This window comes from Cupriavidus sp. 05N40, from assembly GCF_056397305.1.
On record NZ_JBFTND010000348.1, the window covers coordinates 1 to 4385 of the forward strand.

3 protein-coding genes and 1 pseudogene are annotated in these 4385 nt (G+C 66.3%); 3 read left to right on the plus strand and 1 reads right to left on the minus strand.

Annotation, left to right across the window (positions count from 1 at the left end; genetic code table 11):
• The 3 genes from AC1DO7_RS39755 to gabT form a co-directional block, all read left to right on the plus strand.
• A partial coding sequence (locus AC1DO7_RS39755) for an ATP-binding cassette domain-containing protein (RefSeq protein ID WP_477117450.1) occupies nt 1-576 on the plus strand: 576 nt, incomplete at its 5' end.
• Nucleotides 577-601: 25 nt separating this feature from the next.
• Complete coding sequence (locus AC1DO7_RS39760) at nt 602-2083, plus strand: NAD-dependent succinate-semialdehyde dehydrogenase (RefSeq protein ID WP_441624405.1); 1482 nt, start codon at nt 602-604, stop codon at nt 2081-2083.
• A gap of 413 nt (nt 2084-2496) precedes the next feature.
• A complete protein-coding gene (gene gabT, locus AC1DO7_RS39765; RefSeq protein WP_441624407.1) occupies nt 2497-3789 on the plus strand; it encodes a 4-aminobutyrate--2-oxoglutarate transaminase in 1293 nt (430 codons plus the stop codon).
• Between the two features lie 322 nt (nt 3790-4111).
• Here the strand turns inward: gabT and AC1DO7_RS39770 are convergent.
• Nucleotides 4112-4385, minus strand: a pseudogene (locus AC1DO7_RS39770) (ABC transporter substrate-binding protein); the annotation flags it as partial.

The following is a 4385-nucleotide window of genomic DNA, read 5'->3' on the forward strand; positions in this document are numbered from 1 at the left end:
GGCGAAGCGAAACGGGCACGGATTCGCCAGTTGCTCGATCTGGTGCGGCTGCCGGCCAGCGTGGCGCAGCGCACGCCCGGTGGCCTGTCCGGCGGGCAGAAAGGCGAAGCGAAACGGGCACGGATTCGCCAGTTGCTCGATCTGGTGCGGCTGCCGGCCAGCGTGGCGCAGCGCACGCCCGGTGGCCTGTCCGGCGGGCAGAAACAGCGCGTAAACCTGGCCCGCGCGCTGGCGGCCGAGCCGGAGCTGATCCTGTGCGACGAGATCACCTCGGCGCTGGATACCGTGGTCGGCGCGGCCATCCTGGACCTGATGGCCGAGCTGCGCAAGGAACTGGGTGTCTCGTACCTCTTCATCAGCCACGACCTGCACACCGTGCGCTCGATCTGCGACGAGATCGTGGTGATGCAGCATGGCCGCAAGCTGACCCAGGTCGCGCACCAGGACTACGACCGCGGTCCGCACCACCCCTACTACGCGCTGCTGGCGCGCTCGGTGCCCGAGCTGCGCCGCGGCTGGATCGATGAAGTCGATCTGCATAGCGACGGCACAGTGCCCGCCGGCGTCACCGCCTGACCCCTTTCCTTAGGAGAATTTGTTCATGCCTTTGTCCCTCCAGAACCAGACCTTGCTTCCCGGCCGCAACTTTATCGGCGGCGAATGGTGCGGCGCGGCCGACGATCGCACACTGTCCGTGGCGGACCCTGCAACGGATGAAGTCTTTGCGGCGGTACCGGATAGCGGTGCGGCGGACGCACGCCGCGCCGTCGATGTCGCTCACGCAGCGTTCCCAAGCTGGCGCAAGACCCCTGCCAAGCACCGCGCGCAGATCATCAAGCGCTGGAACGACCTGATCGTCAGCCACGTGGAAGACCTTGGCCGCCTGATCTCGCGCGAGCAGGGCAAGCCCTTGGCGGAAGGCAAAGGCGAGGTGCTCTATGCCGCGAGCTATGTCGAATGGTTTGCCGAAGAAGCCACGCGCGCCGATGGCGACGTGATCGCCGCGCCAGTGCCCGGCCGACGCATGCTGGCACTGCGCGAGCCGGTCGGCGTCATCGCGGCGATCACGCCATGGAACTTCCCGGCAGCGATGATCGCGCGCAAGATCGCGCCGGCGCTGGCTGCCGGCTGCACGGTGGTGTGCAAGCCTGCCGAGGATACGCCGCTGACCTCGCTGGCGCTGGTCAGGCTCGCCGAACAGGCGGGCGTGCCGCCGGGCGTGCTGAATATCGTCACCGCCTCGCGCGAGCGCGCGGCCGAAGTCGTCGATGTATGGCTGGACGATGCCCGGGTGCGCAAGATCACCTTTACCGGCTCGACGCCGGTGGGCAAACACCTGGCGCGCCGCTCCGCCGATACGCTGAAGAAGCTGTCGCTGGAACTGGGCGGCAATGCCCCGTTTATCGTGTTCGACGATGCAGATCTCGATGCCGCCGTCGAAGGTTTGATGGCCGCCAAGTTCCGCAACGGCGGACAGACTTGCGTGTGCCCTAACCGCATTTACGTTCAGGACAAGGTACACGACGCCTTTGTCGAAAAGCTTGCCGCGCGCGTCGGCGCGCTGGTCGTCGCCCCCGCCACGAACCCGGCCGCGCAGATCGGCCCGATGGTCAACGCGCGCGCGGTCGACAAGATCGAACGCCATGTGAAGGACGCGGTCAGCCGTGGTGCCCGCGTGGTCGTCGGCGGCGAGCGAATCCGCAACGAACAGTGCCCCGGGCCGAACTACTATGCGCCAACGGTGCTGGTCGATGTGGATGCCGCGATGGAGTGCTCCTGCGAGGAGACCTTCGGGCCGGTGGCGCCGGTTACGCGCTTCAGTACCGAGGCCGATGTGGTCGCGGCGGCCAACGCCACGCCGTTCGGGCTGGCAGCGTATTTCTACTCAAATGACGTGCGGCGGATCTGGCGCCTTGCCGATGCGCTTGAGTCGGGCATTGTCGGTATCAACGAGGGCGCGCTGGCAGCGGAAGCGGCCCCCTTCGGCGGCGTGAAGGACTCCGGCTACGGACGCGAGGGGTCGCGCCATGGCCTCGAAGAGTACATGCATATCAAGTACGTCTGCCAGGGGCTGCTGGACTGATAACGCTCCGCTTCCTATCGAGCGGCCGGCGCAAGCCGGCCGTTTTGCATGGCGGGCCTTGCCGGCAAAGCCTGCCATGCATCCCCGTCGAAGGAACTGCTGTTCATCCCGCCACAACAGGATTCGCTGCTGATCGACCCCTCGCATTCGGTCAAAGCGCTATCCGCCTCGTCCCTATACTGGTCCCGCTGATTGCCCGCAAGCGTTGGCGATATGACCCCGGCAGGCTTCGGCCATGCCGCGAACGAACTCCATGACAGCAATGCCCCAACGCCAGCCGAGTGCCCTCGCGGACCCTAATGCAAGCTGACCGGACGCGAACCGCGCCACCTCGCAGAGATCCTTGCCGGCTCCAACCCTTCGCAACCACACCGCGACCCCGACTTCGCGGAAACTGAAAGAGGCGTAACGCAATGACCCAGTCCAACCAGGCCCATATCGCGGCCCGCACCCAACATGTTCCGCATGGCGTCGTCACCGCCCATCCGATCTTTGCCGACAGGGCCGAGGGTTCATTCCTCTGGGATGTGGAGGGACGTCGCTATATCGACTTCGTCGGCGGTATTGGCGTGCAGAATATCGGCCATAACCACCCCAAGGTCGTCGAGGCAGTGCGCAAGCAACTGGGTCGCGTGACGCACGCAGCGTTCCAGGTGGTCGGCTACGACGTCTATGTCGAGCTGGCCGCTCGGTTGAACAAGCTGGTCGGCGGCGCCGAGCATTACAAGACGCTGTTCGCGACAACCGGCGCGGAAGCGGTGGAGAACGCGGTCAAGATCGCGCGCGCCTGTCGCAATGTGCCGGGAATCATCGCGTTCCGCGGCGGCTTCCACGGGCGCACGCTGCTCGGCTCGACGCTGACCGGCATAAGCACGCCGTACAAGCAGAACTTCGGGCCGCTGGCCGGCGACGTCTATCACACGCCCTATCCCGACGAATTCCGTGGCTTCTCGGGCTCGGATGCGATCCGGGCGCTGGAAGATCTCTTTGCCACGCAGATCGCCCCGAACCGGGTCGCGGCCATCATCCTCGAACCTGTGCAAGGCGACGGCGGCTTCCTGCCTGCTGGCAACGAGTTCCTGCAGGCCCTGCGCGCGCTGACCCGCAAGCATGGCATCGTGCTGATCCTGGACGAGATCCAGGCCGGCTTTGGCCGTACCGGCAAGATGTTCGGCTTCCAGCATGCGGGCATCCAGCCCGACCTGGTCACGGTCGCGAAGAGCCTGGCCGGCGGCATGCCGCTGTCCGGCGTGGTCGGGCGTGCCGAGATCATGGACGCGCCGGCACCCGGCGGCCTGGGCGGCACATATGCGGGCAATCCGCTCGCCTGCGCCGCTGCGCTGGCGGTGCTCGACCTGTTCGAGGAAGAACAGTTGCTCGCCAGTGCGCACGCCCTGGCGGAAACCCTGCGCGCAGGGCTCGACCAGCTCGCGCGCGAGTTCCCCGCCATCGGCACCGTGCGTGGCGTTGGCGCGATGCTGGCGCTGGAGTTCGTAAAGGACAGCGACCCGTTCCAGCCCGACGCGGCATTCGCCCAGGCGGTGATCGACCGCTGCCGCGAACGCGGCCTGCTGGTCATCAAGTGCGGCGTGCATCGGAACAATGTGCGGCTGCTGGCGCCGCTCAACACCTCCGCGGAAACGGCGCAGGAAGCCCTGGAGATCCTGCGCGCCGCCATTGCCCAAACCAGCGACGAGGCTCGCTAACACGCAGGGTTCACCGGGTCCGGCCAACGGCACGCGGCCCGATCGCAGTATGATTGGGGCGCCTCCGGATCGGAGACCGCCCCAACGAGTGCTGCCGTGATAGCGAGCGCGACCGTGGCGGCGCCACCGGGAGCCGCCGTTTCGAATCTTCCTGCTGCCCAACGGGGACACCGTCTTCAAGGGCTTCGTCGACCAATGGCTGCACCTGGCCAGGGCAGTCGGTGACTACGAGGTGCATGCGRCCAAGTGGCTCGGCAAATAAACCTGGCCCAACCGCACGGGGCGCAGGCGGAAACCTTGCGAAAAAGGCCCGCCCGCCCCGTCAGGCATCGAGCCACACATGCTCCGCAAACGAATAGCCCATCAGCCCACCCAGCGGGATCGGTGACAAGCCCTTGAGCTTCGATGAATGTCCGTCGATGCTGGCCAGGAACAGCGGGATACCAATGCCGGCGTCCTCGTGGATCATGGTCTGCATGTCGGCATACATCTGGATGCGTTTGGCGGTGTCGGTTTCGGCCCGCGCCGCCAGCAGCAGCTGGTCGAACTTGGGGTTCTTCCAGCGCGATTCGTTCCACGGCGCATCGGACTTGAAG